At 36.9% G+C, this 17423-nt stretch carries 16 protein-coding genes; 7 read left to right on the top strand and 9 right to left on the bottom strand.

The features are described from left to right. Positions 1 to 14 precede the first annotated feature (14 nt). The 4 genes from R2Q70_RS15690 to R2Q70_RS15675 form a co-directional block, all read right to left on the bottom strand. Positions 15 to 1760, bottom strand: coding sequence for a hypothetical protein (locus tag R2Q70_RS15690; protein WP_316808503.1), 1746 nt, complete (start codon positions 1758 to 1760; stop codon positions 15 to 17). Between the two features lie 292 nt (positions 1761 to 2052). Then, positions 2053 to 2673, bottom strand: a complete 621-nt coding sequence (locus tag R2Q70_RS15685) for a response regulator transcription factor (RefSeq protein ID WP_316808502.1) — start codon at positions 2671 to 2673, stop codon at positions 2053 to 2055. Positions 2674 to 2717: 44 nt separating this feature from the next. After that, positions 2718 to 5558, bottom strand: a complete 2841-nt coding sequence (locus tag R2Q70_RS15680) for a two-component regulator propeller domain-containing protein (protein WP_316808501.1) — start codon at positions 5556 to 5558, stop codon at positions 2718 to 2720. Between the two features lie 82 nt (positions 5559 to 5640). Then, positions 5641 to 5985 carry a TfoX/Sxy family protein gene (locus R2Q70_RS15675; protein ID WP_316808500.1) on the bottom strand — a complete coding sequence of 115 codons (345 nt, stop codon included), beginning with the start codon at positions 5983 to 5985 and terminating at the stop codon, positions 5641 to 5643. Positions 5986 to 6063: 78 nt separating this feature from the next. Between R2Q70_RS15675 and R2Q70_RS15670 the strand changes: the two genes are divergently transcribed. Together R2Q70_RS15670 and R2Q70_RS15665 are read left to right on the top strand one after the other, a co-directional pair. Further along, positions 6064 to 6672, top strand: a complete 609-nt coding sequence (locus tag R2Q70_RS15670; protein WP_316808629.1) for a ribonuclease HII — start codon at positions 6064 to 6066, stop codon at positions 6670 to 6672. Positions 6673 to 6693: 21 nt separating this feature from the next. Next, entirely contained in the window at positions 6694 to 7896 is a 1203-nt protein-coding gene (locus R2Q70_RS15665) for a glycosyltransferase family 4 protein (protein WP_316808499.1), read from the top strand. Positions 7897 to 7949: 53 nt separating this feature from the next. On the opposite strand, the gene R2Q70_RS15660 is transcribed toward R2Q70_RS15665, so the two are convergent. Continuing rightward, positions 7950 to 8414, bottom strand: a complete 465-nt coding sequence (locus tag R2Q70_RS15660; RefSeq protein WP_316808498.1) for an SRPBCC family protein — start codon at positions 8412 to 8414, stop codon at positions 7950 to 7952. Positions 8415 to 8720: 306 nt separating this feature from the next. Between R2Q70_RS15660 and gcvT the strand changes: the two genes are divergently transcribed. Further along, the gene (gcvT, locus tag R2Q70_RS15655) at positions 8721 to 9800 is read left to right on the top strand and encodes a glycine cleavage system aminomethyltransferase GcvT (RefSeq protein ID WP_316808497.1); all 1080 of its coding nucleotides are present in this window, start codon (positions 8721 to 8723) and stop codon (positions 9798 to 9800) included. A gap of 80 nt (positions 9801 to 9880) precedes the next feature. Further along, positions 9881 to 10594: a 2-phosphosulfolactate phosphatase gene (locus tag R2Q70_RS15650; protein WP_316808496.1), complete on the top strand. Its 714-nt coding sequence runs from the start codon at positions 9881 to 9883 to the stop codon at positions 10592 to 10594. 2 nt (positions 10595 to 10596) lie between these two features. On the opposite strand, the gene R2Q70_RS15645 is transcribed toward R2Q70_RS15650, so the two are convergent. The 3 genes from R2Q70_RS15645 to gldB all read right to left on the bottom strand — a co-directional run bounded on the left by R2Q70_RS15645 (position 10597) and on the right by gldB (position 13809). Continuing rightward, on the bottom strand, positions 10597 to 11880 hold the full coding sequence (locus tag R2Q70_RS15645) for a hypothetical protein (RefSeq protein WP_316808495.1): 1284 nt from the start codon (positions 11878 to 11880) through the stop codon (positions 10597 to 10599). Positions 11881 to 11910: 30 nt separating this feature from the next. Then, positions 11911 to 12681, bottom strand: coding sequence for a patatin-like phospholipase family protein (locus R2Q70_RS15640; protein WP_316808494.1), 771 nt, complete (start codon positions 12679 to 12681; stop codon positions 11911 to 11913). Between the two features lie 93 nt (positions 12682 to 12774). Then, entirely contained in the window at positions 12775 to 13809 is a 1035-nt protein-coding gene (gldB, locus tag R2Q70_RS15635) for a gliding motility lipoprotein GldB (protein ID WP_316808493.1), read from the bottom strand. A 26-nt stretch (positions 13810 to 13835) separates the two neighbouring features. Here gldB and R2Q70_RS15630 point away from each other — a divergent pair, with 26 nt between their 5' ends. From R2Q70_RS15630 to R2Q70_RS15620, 3 genes are all read left to right on the top strand, one after another. Continuing rightward, positions 13836 to 14501, top strand: a complete 666-nt coding sequence (locus R2Q70_RS15630) for a porin family protein (protein WP_316808492.1) — start codon at positions 13836 to 13838, stop codon at positions 14499 to 14501. A 51-nt stretch (positions 14502 to 14552) separates the two neighbouring features. Then, the gene (locus R2Q70_RS15625; RefSeq protein WP_316808491.1) at positions 14553 to 16193 is read left to right on the top strand and encodes an NAD+ synthase; all 1641 of its coding nucleotides are present in this window, start codon (positions 14553 to 14555) and stop codon (positions 16191 to 16193) included. Between the two features lie 80 nt (positions 16194 to 16273). Continuing rightward, positions 16274 to 16963, top strand: a complete 690-nt coding sequence (locus R2Q70_RS15620) for a helix-turn-helix transcriptional regulator (protein WP_316808490.1) — start codon at positions 16274 to 16276, stop codon at positions 16961 to 16963. A 42-nt stretch (positions 16964 to 17005) separates the two neighbouring features. Here R2Q70_RS15620 and R2Q70_RS15615 read toward each other — a convergent pair whose 3' ends face one another. Continuing rightward, positions 17006 to 17422, bottom strand: coding sequence for an OsmC family protein (locus R2Q70_RS15615; protein ID WP_316808489.1), 417 nt, complete (start codon positions 17420 to 17422; stop codon positions 17006 to 17008). Position 17423: the final 1 nt, after the last annotated feature.

The raw sequence follows: 17423 nt of genomic DNA, 5'->3' as shown, positions 1-17423 counted from the left end.
TTTGTATGTTTAGCCTAAAGCTGTTTAATATCTTTTGTAGATTTTGGTATGTTTTGTTTTTCTAAAACTGCGCAGGTTTTTAACGATTTGATGTATTTGTAATGGTGCGTTCCCGACCATGCTTGTCCATTAACTGTTGCATTGGTCATTACATTTCCGAGTGCGTTTAAAACAACAACAGACACACTTCCTGTGAAACAATTGGTATAACCATCTCCAATTCCAGTTGCAACTACAAATGGAATAACAACAGATGGGCCAGATGCAGGGATTATTTTAATTTTAGTTCCAGGACTTGCGATTCCTGTCATTTTGTATCTTACCTGCCCAGTATATTTTGCCGTGTGTTGTGGTCCTGTATATACGACGCAACATTCTGGGGTTAAAGTAATTGTTGCGGTGCTCTGTTGTGGATTAACAACATTAATTGTCGTGGTCGTCAAATTGCAAGTCGTTGCTCCATTAGGTGAACCATTGAGAACAGCTTGTACTGTTATCGTATTTGTTCCTGGTACTAAACTCGATGTTGGAATTTGGATATGCTGATTTACCGTTGTACCGCCAGAGGTATAAGTATTTGTTACTATTCCATTAACGACAGCTTTATATTGTCCGTAGCAATTGCCTTCTCTAAATGGGCTATTAGGAAAGTAAAAGTGAATATTTTTTCCATTATTAAGGTCTGATAGTGGAATACTAAAATTATAAGACACGTTACCTGTTTGATTATTTCCAGTACTTGGGTACTCAACAGCATAGTTGTTTACCGCTGGACAATTACAATTTTGTGATGAGGTTTTTTGTACTTCTGCGTTTGTTTTACCTGCATCAGCTTTGGTAAGTTTGCCATCTTGCGATTGCGTTACTGATGCATTCGGGTCTCCAGTTTTGTTACTTTTTAAAACTTCTACCCTGCGTCTGATAGTTTTGCTTTCGCTATTTTTACCTAAGGCAATACCTATGCCAGCATTAACCCCAAAAGTATTAAATTTAGTACTTTTAGTTTGGCTAGTTTGCGTACCAAAATTCATTTGGTTTAGGTTGTAACTGCCTTGTGCATTTACTGCACCTTCTGGTGTAAAATAAGTAGATGCTGTAGTAGCTGAAGGTCCAAACAGATAATTTGCTTCTGCAAAGATGCTAAATCTCCAGTCTTTACCAAACCTATACCGATGCGTTAACTTTGCTACAACTGCAACGCCAGAGTTTTTACTTTCTGCCTGGTTATATAACGTATGCTCATAGTTTTGGCCATTTACCGGAGTGCTTTGCCTCACCGTAAATGTTTTCTGTTTTAGGTTAATGTAAGCAACGTTTAAAATAGGTGAGATGGTATAAGAACCAAAACTAAAATTAGCTTGTGCACCACCTTCGGTTTTAAAACCAGCCTGTTTAGGGCTGCCAGCTCCTTTTGCTATAATAGGAGGGGTGCCCGTTTGCCCGGTAATGTTAAAAGGTTTGTAATTGCTAAGGTCATAATCTCTATTTCCTGTGAAATATTCGCCACCGGCATTAAAGCCTAAGCTGATGACACCGCCAGTTGCGCCGCCATAGTTTAATATTGGTACATAAACGCCAAGGTTTAAATTTTTAAGGTTGCCAATGTTGGTGTTGTTTTTCATGGCCGAGCTTGGTAACGTCATACCAGCGCCCAGAGATAACTCCGTTTTTCCATAGCCACCTCTAATTACCGGTTTTTGTTGCTGTGCTTGTATAGTGATGTAAAACAAGCAAATCAATAATGTAAATAATTGTTTCATAACTTTTGGTTTAAGGTTAATTTCGAAATTTGAGCTAATTGATTGTGTATAGCTAATTTCTGTAAATAGAAAGCTTGCAAAAATCCCTAGATATAGGGAGCAGGATTATGATGCTATGCAGCTTTTAAAATGAAAAACAGGTTTTGATTTTTATCCCCTCCTGCCTGCCGCAGGCAGGGGTGCAGCGGTGCCCTACAACGATGAGGTATTACAAGAGAAGCGTATAAGTAAAAAACGGAAATGGCTTCGTTTGTTGAAGCTATTTGCGCTACAGGAAATATTAAGCGTGATTTTAGCGAAGGTTTTTATAGTAATAAGCAATGGCTTCGCCCAGAGAAGAAATATGCAGCTTTTCGTAGATGCGTTTGGTATGCGTGTTTACAGTCGTATAACTAACACCCAGTTTATCTGCCACCATTTTATAACTTAAGCCCTCTGCCAGTAGCGATAGAACTTCGGTTTCTTTAGGACTTAGCGGCGATTTTTTAGCAGTGGGTTTGAAATAATCCAATACTTTTTGCGCAATGGCTGGATTCATGGCTGCACCGCCTTCAATTACTTCATCAATGGCTTGTAAAATGCGCTGCGGTTTATCGTTTTTTAAAATATATCCGCTTGCGCCATTTTTTATACTTGTAAAAATTTTTTCACTGTCATCGTACGCCGTTTGCATGAGCACCTTAACGTTGGGATATTTGTTTTTAATCATTTTTAAACCCGCCAATCCATCTACTTCGGGCATATTAATATCCATTAACACTAAATCAGGATATGTGCTATCGATATCCTCAATGGCACTTTTGCAATTTGCAGCCTCGCCTACAACTTTTAATGCGTCGTTTAAACTGAATAAGGCCTTCAAGCTATCTCGGCGTTCAGCGCTATCATCATAAATAAAAATGCGGATGCTCATAGTCATAAATTTAAGCACAATTATAATATTGCCTTGTAATTAAATTAAGGGACAAGTGGAATCATTACTGAAATGATGGAGCCATTTTCTTTAGAAGATTCGAGATGGAAAATCCCATTTAGTTCCGTTGTTCTCTTTTTCATATTCGAGAGCCCATTACCCAAGGTGCTGAAAGGATCGAAACCAATTCCGTTATCACTAATTTTTAGGTAAATGCGATTATTGATGATTTCAATGTTAACAACCGCATGGCTTGATTGACTATATTTGGCAATGTTGTTTATGGCTTCTTTAGTGATGAAAACAATATTTTTTCGGGTATTTATATCTGTTAATTTGGTGTTTAGGGTTGGGTCGATTTGTATGTGGTAATGAATGTTAGTGGCGCCTAAAATATCATTGGCGAAATTTTTTATACGGCTCCCAATGGTCATAAATTCATCCTTTCCCGGCTTCATGCTCCAAATAATATCGCCAATTTTATCCGATAAACTTTTGGATTGATTTTCGATTTTATCAAGAATTTTTTGAGTCTGTTTGATGTCTTTATGGATTAAACGGTTGGCAACGGCGCTATTTAACTGTAAGCTACTTAATGTTGCACCAATATCATCATGTAAATCGGCAGTTATGGTGCTTCTTTGCTGTTCTAAAGCAAGCTGTTGATTAAACTTAATTTGTTGTTTGGCAAGCTTCCGTCTGCTAAAAACCCAGAATATTAGGGATGATATACAAATTGTGATAAATGCCCAAAACCAAATGGCTTTATAAAACGGGGTTTTGATGAAGAAATTAATTTGAATGCTATTTTTACTGACTCTATTGTTCACATCTCTTGCTCTAATGTAAATATCGTTACTTCCATTATTCAGCTGGATATTTAATGTGTTGCCGTCTAAATCATTCCAATGTGATTGATCATTGATTGCGTATTGGATGTTTTTAAAATGTCCGCTCAATTCCACACCGGCAAATTGCATTGCAATATTATTTTCATCACTATTTAATTGATAAGTTTTCGCTACCTCCACTACCTTATTATTAATTTTTATGCCCGTAATTTCTGGCTTGATATCAAAAGCTGAGTTTTTATAATTTAAAGGGATTTTTGCGATACCGTTTTCTGTAGCTGCGTACATGGTATCTTTGTATATCGAAAAATCGTTGACCGTATTTGAAGGCAATCCATCATTTTTGGAAACATTACAAATCGTGTATGTTAATTTTCCATTTTTGAATTTATAATCAATAATCGAAATTCCTGATTTGGACCCTAGCCAGATGCTGTTGTTTTGGGTTGCTATGCAACTAATATTTTCAGGAATTCCGGTATTTTCATTGATGCAGCTCACGATTTTATCCTCGTGTAACAGCAACAATTTACCACTCGCCGTACTTGCCCAAAGCATATTGTTCTGAGCATAGGCTAAATTTTTCAACTTCTCCGAACTCCAGGTTTTTCCGAGTGAAATAAGTTTAGCAGAATCAGATACTAAGCTGTATTTATATAAGCCCTTTTGGCCTATGTAGTATATAAATTGATTTGCTTTTACCAGACTTAATGTTATTTCGGGGGCACTGTTTCGAACCATTTTTGTTTCAAAACTTTTTGTGTTCAGTTTAATTAGTCCTGAATTGCTGCCGATAACCATCAGGGTGTCATTCATCAGAGCAGCAGATTTTGCGTAAGCAAATGATCCATTTCCTGCTAGGATATTTCGGGTTGGCCCAAAATTGATCGTATAGCCAATGTCGTGCAGGGCGATGATATTATTTTGTGTGTAAATAATTTTTCTTATCCATGTAGTTCTATTTGGGTTTTTAACTGTTTTTTTTGTAATCAGCTTATTTTTCAACTGTAAAATTTCTCCATCATAGTTTCCAGCAGCGAGTTCCCCAGTATTATTTACTGCAATACTTAAAAAATTGTTGTTGATGAAATTTTCATTGGTTTGAATGGTTTTTATTTTGTTTTTGCTGTAAAACACCAGCCCTTTATCTAGTGTGCCAATCCATAAGTTATCAAAACGATCTATGTACGCACAATTGGTTGCCCTGCCCACATTTACCTGGTACAATTGCCTTAAATTATCCTTGTTGAATATCGAAACCATCCCATCTTGACTGATGATGGTTAGTTTGCCATTAGAAAATTTTTGCAAGGTGTGATCAGTACGAAAGTGAATGCTATCAATCTGATAGCTGAGCGGCTTGATGCCCCAAAAGGCAATTTTATATCCTAAATTTTTATTTGAAAAGAGATATAATTGATTATCCAGCATGATTTGCTTGTCTATGCTGGTAGCAGAATTTAAAATTAGGCTATCGATATTCTGTTTATTATGATAAAGCAGGAACTTATGCCGAATGGTTTTTTTTTGATTTATGTTCAGACTGCTTTTTAATGATAGTTTTTTATTTTCAATAGCCAGGTCTTCACTTAGATTCGCGATCGGCACAATCGTTTTGTTGTTTTGATAAATAAGCGCCTTATTTCTGCCTGAAAACCTTACATTGCCATTGGTTGTTAGCGTTAATCGCAGAAGCGACTTTGAAATTTCATTTAATTCTGCGTTGTTTTTTACAGCAATAAACCGGTTAGTTAAATCATCAAAATAAGCTGGGTTTTGTTTAAAACAGTTAATCCAAATGGTGCCATTTTTATCTTTTAAAACCTGCAATACTTCATTTGATGGCAGACCCTGGCGAACAGAAAAATTTTGGAAATATTTGCCGTCAAATCTCGAAATGCCGTTATCTGTACTTACCCAAAGGAAGCCTTTATTATCCTCTACAATATCGTAAATGTGGTTACTGGCTAAACCATGATCTGTATTGAACGTATTACGTTTAGCAAAGGTTTGGCCTTGCACAGTACTGCACATCAGTAGAAAAACCAGTAATATAAAGAGAGGCGTTTTGATGTTTTAACTATTTAAATGAATTTAACTAAAAACCTGTATGCAGCTATTTTTTCTTTTTCTTCGAAGCCTTAGCGAGTGGATTAAATGCTAAAGCCAAATTGATCCAAAAATCTAAATCTTCCTTCCTGTTTAGTACATCTTGCGAAACTAAGATATAACCTTTCATTACAGTGTTACTCATCACCATCGGCTCCCAGCCATCAATATTTTCTAAAGTTACCAGGCTTTCCGGAGCGAGCCTAAGCATCATTTTATCCCTCATCACCCCAATGCACATTTTTTGGTCAACCATAAATACCAATCCACCAAACATTTCTTTTTCTTCTACATCTGGCAAGTGCATTAATTTATCTGCAACGCGATTTGCGAGCATTTCATTGTATGGCATCACATCATTGTTTAAAACTAATTTAATGCATTAATATCCGATTCACAAAATTTGGCCGTTATTCTTTAAATTTGCATGATGTTGTTGAATTGTTATCAAGAAGAATTTTTAGAGGCGGGTTGTGATGAAGCCGGAAGGGGTTGTTTGGCTGGGCCTGTATTTGCGGCTGCAGTAATTTTACCTAAAGATTTTGTGTTGGAGGGCTTAAATGATTCAAAGCAACTTAGCCACGACCAGCGCAGTTTACTCCGCCCTATAATTGAAAAAGAAGCCTTGGCCTGGGCAGTTGCATCCTGCGACCATGAAGAAATAGATCGCATTAATATTTTAAATGCATCTTTTTTGGCGATGCACCGGGCGATAGAAAAATTACAATGTCAGCCTCAATACCTGGTTATTGATGGCAACCGATTTAAAGCCTATCCTGAAATTCCACACAGCTGCATCATTAAAGGTGATGGTAAATACCTGAACATAGCTGCGGCTTCCATTCTGGCAAAAACCCATCGCGATGAATATATGAGCAATCTGCATGCTGATTTCCCGCATTATAACTGGCTTTCGAACAAAGGTTATCCTACCATTGCACATCGCCGGGCCGTAATGGAAATCGGGCTGTCTCCTTTTCACAGAAAAACTTTTAATGTTAGCGATCCGCAACTCGAGTTGTTTTCAAAAGCAGTCTAATTTTCGTATTTTCACAACATTGTGAAAATTTTGCTCATAACTAAGCGGATTCCCTTTCCACCAAATAGTGGTTATCCAATTGTGGTTTATAATACCATGAAAGGTTTGCTACAGCTTGGTGCAGACATCACTTTGTTTAGTCTCAACCCAATGAAGGGGAATATCGATATTGAAGACCTTAACGATCCAATTTTTGAGCAGATTAAGTTTCATACATTCGATTTAGATACCGAAGTAAATGTGTGGTCGGCTTTCTTCAATATCTTCACTAACCAATCTTATAACGTTTCGAGGTATTACAGTGATGAAGCCGCTCAGCAATTGGAGAGTGTATTACGCGAAAATTCATTTGATGTGATCCAGTTTGAGGGATTGTTTGTGGTGCCCTACCTGGATGTAGTGAAGGCAAATAGTAACGCAAAGCTGATATACAGGGCGCATAACATTGAATTTACCATGTGGGAACGCCTCTCTCACTCTGAGAGTTTTTTGATCAGGAGGAAATATCTTGCATTCCTGGCCCAACGATTAAAAGCTTACGAAACTGATCAAATTAATCGTTTCCATCAGATATTTGCCATTAGCGAACCTGATAGGCAGAGTATTTTACGTTTTGGATGCGAAGTGCCTATGAGCGTTTTTCCGGTGGCCATCGACTTAGAAAAGTATAAAATCGATAAAACAAAAACGAGTTTTCCAACACTTTTTCATTTAGGGGCAATGGACTGGCGGCCCAATCAGGAAGGATTAGAGTGGTTTCTTGATGATATCTGGCCGGATATCGAAAAATTAAATAAGGATCTGCGATTTTATATTGCAGGCAAAAACATGCAAAAGCATTTTTTTGAGTATGATTCTGATAACTTAATTGTAGAGGGCGAAGTTTTTGATGCGATCGAATTTATGAATTCAAAAGCCATAATGATTGTGCCTTTGATTTCCGGAACAGGCATGCGGGTTAAAATTATTGAGGGCATGGCCATGAAAAAGTGCATTATTGCTACTACTACCGCTGCAGAAGGGATTAATTGCCGTCATGGTCATGATATTTTGATTGCCGATTCTGCCGACGAGTTTTACCGGTATATCTTACAGTGTATCATCAACCCTAAACGCTGGATGGAAATAGGGGAGAATGCCAGGAAAACGGTAGAGAACGACCACGGGATAAAGCTGATTGCTGGCAAAATGCTTAAGATTTATGAGGGGTTGGTAAGTGCTTAGTGCCAATACGCTCAGTTTTATGGCCTAAAAAATCTTTTGCTGGTCATTCTGGCTTATATCAATTTCATTTTAGCGAGCTCCATCTCAAGCCGATCAAAGTTTTCTTCATTTTTATCTACCACAAAGGGCTTGAGCTTGCTACACTCTTCCGGAGAATTAAAAAGCATTTTAAAAATAACTTTCGTTTCGTTAGCTGATATTTCATGAAAGGTAGCAAGTACCTGAAAATGGGGTTTCGAGTGCCTTTTCCATGCTACAAGAGATGGCTTTTCTATTTTGATAAATTCGCATTCGTTAGGATAATTGCCTTTCTCCGGGCCATGCATGATAAAACTCCATTTGCCACCTACTTTAAAATCGAACTCATTAAAAGTGTTTGTAAATCCGTTTGGCCCCCACCACTTTTGTAAATGAACAGGGTCTGTCCAGGCTTTATAAACTAGTTCTTGTGACGCATTGAAAATTCTGGTTGTTACAATCTCGGCATCTGGAGTGGTTTTTAAAATTGCAGTTGTCATTTTGTTTGAGGTTATTTGGTTAGTTTAGGTATTGGTCTTCGTTATGTTATCCAATCCGTTAAACGAATATAATAACTTGTTAGGTTTTTTAGCAATTTAGGTGCTAAGCAGTGTTTTTTGTTTAATAAACCTGATTGAAACGAACACGAAACCCAATAGTTTTTATTGGGTGAAGTAAAGTGCAAAGCAGGGCTGAAAATCCGATCATATTCTTGCTTTCGTTTCCAAATCCTACAAAAAATGGACTAAATTTTACGCTAAAACATTGATGTTTTCTTACTACTTTTGCGCAACTAAATATTAAGCATGAAAAATACCGCTTTAACAGAAAAACACATCGCTTTAGGCGCTAAAATGGTTCCATTTGCAGGATACAATATGCCTGTAACTTATGAAGGTATTAACGCAGAACACGCAAATGTTCGCACTGGCGTAGGTGTTTTTGATGTGAGCCACATGGGTGAGTTTATTTTAAAAGGCGAAAATGCTTTAGATTTAATTCAACGTGTAACCAGTAACGATGCTGCTAAACTGTACGATGGTAAAGTGCAATATTCATGTTTGCCAAACAAGGATGGCGGTATTGTAGATGATCTTTTGGTTTATCGCATTGATGAAAAAAGCTACATGCTGGTTGTGAATGCCTCAAACATTGAGAAAGACTGGAACTGGATTCAACAGTTTAATGATAAAGATGTGGAAATGCATAACATTTCCGATAAAACATCTCTTCTGGCTATCCAGGGGCCTAAAGCTGCAGATGCTTTACAAAGTTTAACAGATGTAAATCTGGCTTCAATGGAATATTACACCTTTGTTAAAGGTACTTTTGCAGGAGTTGATAATGTAGTCATTTCGGCAACAGGTTACACCGGAGCCGGAGGTTTTGAAATTTATTTTGAAAATGAACACGCCGATAAAATTTGGAATGCTATTTTCGAAGCGGGTGCTGCTTACAACATTAAACCAATTGGTTTAGGCGCCCGTGATACTTTACGTTTGGAAATGGGTTTCTGTTTGTATGGAAACGATATCGATGATAGCACTTCGCCAATTGAAGCTGGCTTAGGCTGGATTACAAAATTCTCTAAAACATTTACCAATTCTGAGGCATTACAGGCTCAAAAGGAAGCTGGGATTCAAAAGAAATTGGTTGGTTTTGAGATGATTGATCGTGGTATCCCACGTCATGATTATGAAATTGCTGATGCAGAGGGAAACATTATTGGTAAAGTAACTTCCGGAACACAGGCGCCGTCATTACAGAAAGCAATTGGTATGGGTTATGTTGCAAAAGATTTCGCGAAAGAAGGAACTGAAATTTATATTTTAATTCGCAATACACCAATTAAGGCCAAAGTAGTTAAGTTTCCATTTTATAAATAAGGTTAAGGATTTAAAGTATAGGGTTTAGGGATATTGCTTAAGCCTTTAACCTTTAACCTTTAACCTTTAACCTTTTTTTTGTGTCGAAAAAAATAGAAGTTTGTTTAACGCCTGCATTGATCGATTTATATGATATCGAACAAAGTATTGTGGTGGTTATTGATATTTTAAGGGCAACCTCATCCATTACATATGGCATAGAAAATGGTGCTGAAGCCATTATTCCTGTTGCTAACGTTGAAGATTGCTTAAACTATAGCGATAAGGGTTTCCTTCTGGCCGCCGAGCGTAATGGCGAAGTGGTTGAGGGTTATGATTTTGGAAATTCTCCATTTTCTTATACGGCTGAGAAGGTTGCAGGCAAAACAGTTGTACTAACTACAACAAATGGAACCAAAGCTTTGCACCTGGCTAATAAGCGTGCTTATCAGGTTGTAATTGGTTCGTTTTTGAATTTAGATTCACTATGCGATTATTTGGCTTCTCAAGATAAAAATGTGCTGTTACTTTGTGCTGGCTGGAAAGATCAGTTTAATCTTGAAGATACTTTGTTTGCTGGGGCGGTAGTTAACAAACTCCGTAAAAACTTCGAACATTTTGATGATTCAAGCGTAGCTGCCGAAGATTTATTTGCTTTAGCAAAAGATGATTTAAGAAAATATCTTCATAAATCTTCTCATAGCCATCGCCTTGCGCAATTAAATATTGAGGAAGATGTAGTATTTTGCCTGCAATTAAATACTTGTAAAGCTATACCTGTTTTGGATGGAGAACGGTTGGTAAAACTAAGCTAGTTTTACCTGTTAATTGCGATAAAAACACAACCCAGAAAATTTAGCGATAAGATGGCCATAAGTAAATAAAGAACTTCTTTCTGTAGTTCATTTTTGTAAGTTTCGATTTTTTCCCAATGTGGGATCAAAATATAGTTATTTACAGTAGCATTTGCATTACCTGCCAGGAGCTGGTGAGCCGTCATGTTATAAAAATCCCCAACATAAAACTCAGGGCGATTGTTTAAAAGGCTGTCAAACTTGCTCCGATAGCGTATGTGGAAATCCTGAATTAGATTAGATTTTAATTGTTGGTCTAAGTCCTTTCTGATTTTCTGGTCGAATGTTTTCACTAACCATAGGTTATATCTTGCGTTGATACGGATAGAATCTACACTAGCCACTGGCGTAGCAAAATAATGCGTTACTTTAAAAAATCTATCTCTGCTTGAGCTGTTTTTAGAAACGGAATACGTAGAAGCCTGAATCTCATTTGGATTAATTACTGTTTTATCAAACTGATAAAAAAGATGAGCGGGTTTAAAAATCAATTCATGAGGTTTTGACAGTTTAAGTGGTTCAGTTTTGATTTCTAAAACTTTTCGATAAATAAGAATGGCTAGAAGAGGGGAGAGATAGATGAAAACATTTGAAAAAAAGTAAAATGCTCCATACCTAAAAAACATTTTTTTAACAGGCTTGCGTACAGTCAGCATCCATATCACAACATTCGAAATTAAACAAGTGATGACTAGAGTGTAACCCTGAAAAGGTAAATAGTGAGTGATAAAAACGGTGAGACTAATCGCTAAAACTAAAAAAATCATAACTTTTTTAACTGCGAATAAATAAGCCTGAAAGAATGATTTGAAATTGGGATTCGTATCTATTGATAAAGGATTAATAAACGTTGCGAGATATGTTTTGATTTCTTCCGATTCTTTTACCTTTCTAAAGGAAAATTTGAAGTATTCTGTATTATCTAAATAGATAAATAAGGCCTTATTGCCTCTTGTTACATCATCTATGCTAAATCCCCGAATATTTGATAGATTAATGCTGTAATTTCGTGTAATATTAAGGCTTCTAGCATACTGCATAATTTGAAATTCACCACCTTCTACGCTGAAAGTTGTTTCTGCTGAAGCAATCCAAACTGAAAAATAGTATGCTCCGAAACCAAAACAAACTGATATAAAAGCAATTAATTCCTTATTGTCTTTTAGAAAATAGATACAGAATGGCGCCAGTATAGCAATTGTTAGCAGAAAGAAAACAAGGTGAAAATCATTTAAGAATGTTTTCATTGTTTTTTGTTGGATGAATTGAGCAGCCATTTACTTTGTTATAAGCTCTCTGATTTCCGGGGTATTTTTTATCGTAATCAATGCCTCTTCATGCGCCAGCCAATAAATGTCTTCGGCTCGTTTCATATCGAAAGTGCTAATGGCTCCTAAACCTTTAGGTTCAATCATCACATTACAAAATTTAGCTTTACGTTCCATATCATGATTAATCGACATAATACCTGCTCTTCCCATCAAATTTGTAATTCCTGTAATTTTATCAACAGGTTTTAAGTGGTTGCATGATGAGCCAATAATAAAATCGCATTCGTCCATTAATGGTTCAACCGGAAAATTGTTTAAAATTCCACCGTCAACATACATTTGTCCATCAATCATAATGGGTTTAAAAATTCCAGGAATACAGCTCGAAGCATGGATTGCTCGAATTAAAGGTCCTTTTGTAAAGTAAACCAATCGGCCTTCACTAAAGTTTACAGCAGCAATGGTTAAAGGAATTTTCAGTTTTTCGATGCTATCTTCAGGAAAGTATTCTTTTAATATTTGTGAGGTATTTTCGATATTGATTAAACCTAAAGAACCAACCGCCGGGCGAATAAAACGCCACAGTTTCGTTTTTAAAAAAATGTTTAGTCCTTCTTCGGGATCAATACCAGCGGCAAAAAACGCCCCGGCAATTGCGCCTGCACTGGTTCCACTAATTTGGCTAAAAGTGATGCCCAGGTTGCTAAAGGCTTTTAAAACACCCAGGTGCGCTATTCCTCTTATTCCGCCGCCTGATAATACGATTCCAACTTTCATATGAATGTTAAACGGTTTAAACCGGTTTATTGTTTAATTGCTGATGGTTGGTGATCATATTTTGACTGGTAACTGAAAACTGCCCATTAAAAACTACTTCTGTTTCGGTTTGTATTTAGATTGATTGAGGATTTTTTGCGCATCGTTTTCAGCCATGAGTTGTTGTATAGTAACTTTTGGGTTTTCTGCCATATATTTCTTTACAATTTGCCAGCCTGTCCAAACGCCCAATTTCGGTGCCGAATCCCTGTTTTCGCCAAGACCAGGGGTAAAAGGTCCTTCAGAAAGGAAAACCTGGATTTTATGGTAATCAGTTTCGTATAAAAAATTGTTCTCTAAAAAATAGGCCCAAATATCACCTTCGAAATTTTGCGCCCACTGCAATTGCTCAGAAGAATATCCAATTTTGGTCGAATCGGCAATGTTTTCTGGTAATACCTGATCAAGGAAATACAATATTTTCCCCTGGAAAATCATTTTCGATAACAGCGTTCTATTTTCATCCGGTTCTGCAAATAACTCCTCATGTGCATAGGTTTCAGCCACGCGGGGAACGATGTATTCCGGGCTAAACCTTCTGGATAAATACAGTGGAACGCTTTGTACAATGGCACCATAAAATTTGCTGTTCTTGCCTAAAAACATATCCAAACCTATACCTAAATAATTATCGCCAATGGGCATTTGATAGGCAAAGCCTGATACAAAAGAAACAATTTTAGGTATTTTCGCTTTCGGGTAATAGTATTTGATGTATTTAAAAGTTTCAGTTAAACCTTCTTCCTGTGCTTTTAAATTGGGGTAAACACTATCCACCTCTTTTGTTAAATCGGTATAAGCCTGGTCTTTAAACATGGTGCCTAATATTTCTTCGTTGCTATATTCGGGCGATCCAATCATTTTATGAAGGTAATCATCATAAAAAAAACCGTACTTATTTAATAATGCTGCATTGGTTACACTCGTATTTTTGTCTTTTGCTGCAAACAACTCTTTATCAAAGCGTTCTATTTTGATATTTAGTTTAATATTGCTTACATCAGGCCGATTACTTTGCTTGCAGGAAATAAATGCAAAAGCCAAAAGAAAAAATAGATAAATTTGCTTGTGTTTTACGTTATACATCATGTACAACAAATATAATCACATAAAGCATGAAAAAAATCTCGACGATTATAATTTTATCTTTTTTAAGTTTCGGTGTTTGGGCTCAAAATTTTCCTCCAATTAATTATGGTTTCAGGTTAGGATTAACCGCAACGCCAACCATTGGTTGGGTAAAACCAGAGCAAGGGAAAACCGATGGTGTAGGATTAGGGTTTTCTTACGGTTTAATCGGTGATTTTAATTTTGCACCAAACTATAGTTTTTCTACTGCATTAACAGTTACCTCAATAAATGGGAAAAGTACGGAGGCTAATGCTGCTCCGTATCATAGCGGAACAGTTCCGGTTGCTTATGATTTGAAGTATAAATTGCAATATATAGAAGTTCCTTTAACGATAAAACTCAAAACAATAAAGGCCGAAGGTAAACGATGGTATGGTCAGTTCGGGCTTTCGAATTCATTTAACATCAGCGCCAAACAAGATGCAAAAAATGGAAATGCTACAGTGGCAGACAATCTGAAGATCTCCGACTATACAAAATTTTATCGTGCTGGATTGATTATCGGTGGCGGTGGAGAATTTGATATATCTGGTAATGCCAGTATTTTGGCCGGACTAACCTATAACAATGGTTTTACCAATATTACAACAGATAAAAGCCGTGATGTGAGAAACCACTACCTGGCACTAAATTTTGGTATATTTTTCTAACATCATACATTGCGATACGTACCTCTTTCTTACTAATACCGACCACCAACAATGAAAATAGCGCTTGCACAACTTAACTATCATATTGGCAATTTCGAAGCCAACACAAAAAAGATAATCGATCATATCCAATTGGCCAAAGAAAAAGGTGCCGATTTGGTGGTTTTTGCGGAGTTGGCCATTTGCGGTTACCCACCTAGAGACTATTTGGAGTTTGATGAGTTTATTTCGCTTTGCGAAAATGCCGCACAGGAAATTGCAAAACACTGTGTTGATATTGCTTGTATTGTTGGTTTGCCCATTAAGAACGATGTGCTTCAAGGTAAAGATTTGTTTAATGCAGCTTATTTTATTGAGCAGGGTGTTGTGAAAAACATCGCCAGGAAAGCGTTGCTGCCAACTTACGATGTGTTTGATGAATATCGTTATTTTGAGCCGGCCACACGCTTTAACTGTATCGATTTTAAGGGAAAAAGAATTGCGCTAACCATTTGTGAAGATCTTTGGAACATTAATGACAACCCGCTGTATGTTTCAAATCCGATGGATGAGTTGATTAAGGAACAGCCAGATGTAATGATTAACATTGCGGCTTCGCCATTTTCGTATACACATGATGATGAACGGATAAAGGTTTTAGCAGATAACGCGAAAAAATATCACTTGCCTGTGTTTTATGTGAATCAGGTTGGTGCACAAACAGAGATTATTTTCGACGGTGGATCGTTGGTTTTTGATGCCGATGGGGAAATGAAAGCTGAAATGAAATATTTTGAAGAAGATCTTCAGGTGTTTGATTTGGCTGAAGTAGAAAATGTGCGCAACAAATATCCAAAAGCACAGCGTTTAACAGATATTGAACAAATCCACGACGCATTAATTTTAGGAATTCGAGATTATTTTAATAAATCTGGTTTCAAGAGAGCTGTTTTAGGTCTATCTGGTGGGATTGATTCGGCTGTAGTTTGTGCGTTAGCCTGCCGGGCATTAGGCGCAGAAAATGTAATGTCGGTTTTAATGCCATCAAAATTTTCTTCTGATCACTCTGTTCAGGATGCAATGGATCTGGTGAATAATATCGGTTGTATGCATGAAATCATCCCGATTAAAGAGGTTGCTGAATCATTTGACCATATTTTGGCACCAGCCTTTAAAGGTTTACCATTTAACCTTGCAGAGGAAAATATTCAAGCCCGCATTCGTGGAATTATCAACATGGCCATGAGCAATAAATTCGGTTACATTTTGCTGAATACATCAAACAAGAGTGAGTGTGCAGTTGGTTATGGTACGCTATATGGCGATATGTGTGGGGCCATTGGCGTAATTGGTGATGTGTACAAAACGCAAGTTTTTGAGTTGGCTAAATATATCAATAAGGATAAAGAAATTATTCCGATCAATACCATTGTTAAGCCACCTTCAGCCGAATTAAGGCCAGATCAAAAGGATTCTGATTCACTTCCTGAATACGATATACTGGATCAGATTTTATATCAACACATTGAGCAAAAGAAAGGTGCAAAAGCAATTGTTGCACAGGGTTTTGATGAATCGCTAGTAAACAAAATTTTGAAGATGGTTAATGTTGCCGAGTTTAAACGTTATCAAACTCCACCAATACTTCGGGTTTCACCAAAAGCATTTGGTATGGGCAGAAGGATGCCAATTGTAGGGAAACATTTGATATAAGTCAATATTTCTAATATTAGTTGTATAATTGTTTGGTAGTGAGTAGATTAAATGCTGTTTAGCATCCCAATCTCTCAATTATGGTTAAGTTTTACAATCAAAATCTTACCTCCGCAATGTGTAGCAAAATCAGCAGGCACATTTCTGCTTTCAATAATGTTCCTGGCGTAGTTATCCTTCATGATATCCGAAATTGGAGCATTGCTTACATGTCGGAAAATGGTTTGCAGTTATTAGGCACTACCTTAGATGAAATTTGTTCATTGCCCACCGAAGTTTATCATGCAAAATACTTCAATGCAAATGACGCACTGGATTATGTGCCTAAAATTGCCGCATTGATGCAGCGAAATTCATCTGACGAAACAGTAAGTTTTTATCAACAAATTAAGTTTCCGAATACACAGGAGTGGCTCTGGTATTTATCAAGCATTAAAATCTTTATGCGGGATGAAGAAGATAATCCTTTAATGACAATAACGGTTTCCATCCCAATTGATGCCATGCATCATATGGCTAATAAGGCACAAAGAAATCTTGAAGAAAATGATTTTTCCAGAAATCATCATGATGATTTTTTGCGTTTGAGTAAGCGGGAAAAAACAATTTTAAGAGAAATGGCACTAGGTAAAAGCTCAATAGAAATTGCCAATGTATTATGTATTTCATCCACTACGGTTGATACACATCGCCGAAATATCCGCGAGAAATTAAACACAAAATCTTCTTTCGAAATATCCAAATACGCAAGGGCTTTCGATTTGATTTAATATCCAGCTTGTCAATTTTGTTGGCAAGCTGGATAATATTCATTAAGCTAATGTAGCATCAACAGTAATTGATGTGTTTAAAAGCTTTGAAATAGGGCAGTTTTTTTCTGCATCAGCAACCAGTTCATCGAATTTCTCTTGCGTTAATTCAGGCACTTCGGCAGTTAAAGTTAAATGCGACTCAACAATCTCTCCCTTTGATGGATCGAGATTGATTTCGCATTTAGTTTCCAATTTCGTAGCTGTAAACCCAGCTTCGGCTAAATTTGCTGAAAGTTTCATGGTAAAACAGCCCGCGTGTGCAGCAGCAATTAATTCTTCAGGGTTTGTTCCAACACCTTCGGCAAAACGCGAATTGAATGAATATTGAGTATCATTTAATGTAGTGCTCTGCGTAGTTAATTTACCAGCACCCTCTTTAATAGAACCTTGCCATACGGCTGTTGCATTTCTTTTCATG

Source organism: Pedobacter agri, assembly GCF_032678665.1.
GTDB classification, from domain to species: domain Bacteria; phylum Bacteroidota; class Bacteroidia; order Sphingobacteriales; family Sphingobacteriaceae; genus Pedobacter; species Pedobacter agri_A.
This window is presented reverse-complemented; position numbering and strand designations above follow the sequence as displayed.